The sequence below is a fragment of the Streptomyces sp. W16 genome (assembly GCF_033194735.1).
Lineage (GTDB): Bacteria > Actinomycetota > Actinomycetes > Streptomycetales > Streptomycetaceae > Streptomyces.
Genome location: NZ_JAWOAI010000981.1, coordinates 1 through 1,866 on the forward strand (window position 1 = coordinate 1; position 1,866 = coordinate 1,866).

2 protein-coding genes and 1 pseudogene are annotated in these 1,866 nt (G+C 69.0%); 2 read left to right on the top strand and 1 reads right to left on the bottom strand.

The features are described from left to right. Positions 1-462 (bottom strand): 5-formyltetrahydrofolate cyclo-ligase (locus R6V09_RS52190; protein WP_317888410.1); only part of this gene is annotated, 462 nt, incomplete at its 3' end. 132 nt (positions 463-594) lie between these two features. Between R6V09_RS52190 and galU the strand changes: the two genes are divergently transcribed. Further along, complete coding sequence (galU, locus tag R6V09_RS52195; protein WP_317888411.1) at positions 595-1,497, top strand: UTP--glucose-1-phosphate uridylyltransferase GalU; 903 nt, start codon at positions 595-597, stop codon at positions 1,495-1,497. A gap of 5 nt (positions 1,498-1,502) precedes the next feature. Further along, positions 1,503-1,866, top strand: a pseudogene (locus R6V09_RS52200) (gephyrin-like molybdotransferase Glp); the annotation flags it as partial.

The following is a 1,866-nucleotide window of genomic DNA, read 5'->3' on the forward strand; positions in this document are numbered from 1 at the left end:
GGGATGCGCGCCCGCCCGCTCCAGCCGCTCCAGCACCCGGTCGTACGACCCCCCGCCGCGCCCCAGCCGCATCCCGCGCCCGTCGACCGCCAGACCGGGCAGCAGGACGACGTCGGCGGCCGTCACGGCGTCCGGGCCGAGCCGCTTCCCGGACGGCTCGAACAGGGCCATCTTTCCGCCGTGTTGGACCCTTGCGAGCGAGCCCTCGCCGTCGTAGGCACCCCAGTCCAGGTCGTTGTCCGGGAGGAGCACCGGGAGCAGGACCTCGACGTCCCGCGCGCGGAGTGCGTCCAGGAGCGCGAGCGTTCCGGGTTCGCTCCCTACGGAGACGTACGCCGCCACCGTGTGCGCGTGCGCCAGTTCGGGCAGTTCCAGCGCGCGGCCGGCGAGCGCCGCGGCGGCTTCCCGCACGTCATCGGCCGTCAACCTGTTCCTCACCGCGAGGAACTCTCGTCGCAACATTCGCTTGTCAGGCTCGGGTTCATGTCCTAGGTGACGCACAGGTCCCACCCGTATCCTTCCCAATGTGCTCATATGAGAGCGTATTAACCGGAGCCACAGATTCATCACAAAGGCACCGGATAAGGTTCGGGCATGACTCAGTCGCACCCCAGGATCAGCAAGGCTGTCATTCCCGCAGCCGGTCTCGGCACCAGGTTCCTGCCGGCCACGAAAGCAACTCCCAAGGAGATGCTGCCGGTCGTGGACAAGCCCGCGATCCAGTACGTGGTCGAAGAGGCCGTGTCGGCGGGGCTCGACGACGTACTCATGATCACCGGACGCAACAAGCGTCCTCTTGAGGACCACTTCGACCGCAACTACGAACTCGAATCCGCCCTCCAGAAGAAGGGCGACGCGAGCCGGCTGGCCAAGGTCCAGGAGTCCAGCGACCTCGCGACCATGCACTACGTCCGCCAGGGCGACCCCAAGGGCCTCGGCCACGCGGTCCTGTGCGCGGCCCCGCACGTCGGCCACGAGCCCTTCGCCGTCCTCCTCGGGGACGACCTGATCGACCCCCGGGACCCCCTTCTCGCGCGCATGGTCGAGGTCCAGGAGCGGCACGGCGGCAGCGTTGTCGCCCTCATGGAGGTCGCACCTGAACAGATCCACCTCTACGGCTGTGCGGCCGTGGAAGCCACCGCGGACGACGATGTCGTCAAGGTCACCGGCCTGGTCGAGAAGCCGGAGGCGGCCGACGCCCCGTCGAACTACGCGATCATCGGCCGCTACGTCCTCGACCCCCACATCTTCGGCATACTGCGCAAGACCGAGCCCGGCCGCGGCGGCGAGATCCAACTCACCGACGCCCTCCAGCAGTTGGCCACCGACGAGAAGATCGGCGGCCCCGTGCACGGCGTCGTCTTCAAGGGCCGCCGCTATGACACCGGCGACCGGGGCGACTATCTGCGTGCCATTGTCAGACTCGCGTGCGAACGTGAAGACCTGGGCCCGGACTTCCGCGCCTGGCTTCGCAGTTACGTAGCCGAGGAGATGTAGCAACGTTGAGCACCCCCGCGACCCGCACCACAGGACCCGACCACCTCTGGACGGTGGACGAGCACCTGGAGGACATCCTCGCGACCGTCCGCCCCCTGGAACCCATCGAGCTGCAACTGCTCGACGCCCAGGGCTGCGTCCTGGTCGAGGACATCACGGTGCCGGTCTCGCTCCCGCCCTTCGACAACAGCTCGATGGACGGCTACGCGGTGCGGGTCACGGACGTCGCGGGCGCGAGCGAGGAGTTCCCGGCCGTCCTCACGGTGATCGGCGACGTCGCGGCAGGCCAGGCCGAGCCGCTCCACGTTGGGCCCGGCCAGACCGCCCGCATCATGACAGGCGCCCCGCTGCCGCCCGGCGCGGAGGCCG

Excerpts from the sequence above, each read along its gene's own strand:
- galU (WP_317888411.1), top strand. The coding sequence starts at position 595 with ATGACTCAGTCGCACCCCAGGATCAGCAAGGCTGTCATTCCCGCAGCC.